Source organism: Phormidium sp. CCY1219, from assembly GCF_035615515.1.
In the GTDB taxonomy this organism is placed as follows: Bacteria; Cyanobacteriota; Cyanobacteriia; order Cyanobacteriales; family Laspinemataceae; genus CCY1219.
Genome location: NZ_JAJENT010000057.1, coordinates 1 through 214, shown reverse-complemented (window position 1 = coordinate 214; position 214 = coordinate 1). Strand labels below are relative to the sequence as shown.

Annotated in this window: 1 protein-coding gene; it reads left to right on the top strand. The window is 57.0% G+C overall.

Features of this window, described 5'->3' with window-relative positions:
• Window positions 1-214 (top strand): hypothetical protein (locus LKK83_RS00405; protein WP_324628766.1); only part of this gene is annotated, 214 nt, incomplete at both ends.

Sequence of the window (214 nt, the reverse complement as noted above, 5' to 3'; positions counted from 1 at the left end):
GTGGGGTAGTAATCCAAAAACAGGCGGCGAAGAATGCGGAAAGCTGGATGGCGGGAGGCGGCGATTATTTCGTCCTCGATGTGGGGGATGCGGAGGTTGCCGATCGCAGTGCAGAGGAAGGAGTGATTCTGCAACCCTCGGAAGCGGTAACCCGGGAACAGCTAGAAGCGGCGATCGGTAACTTGGTGGAAGTAGAAGGGGAATATGTGGAGGG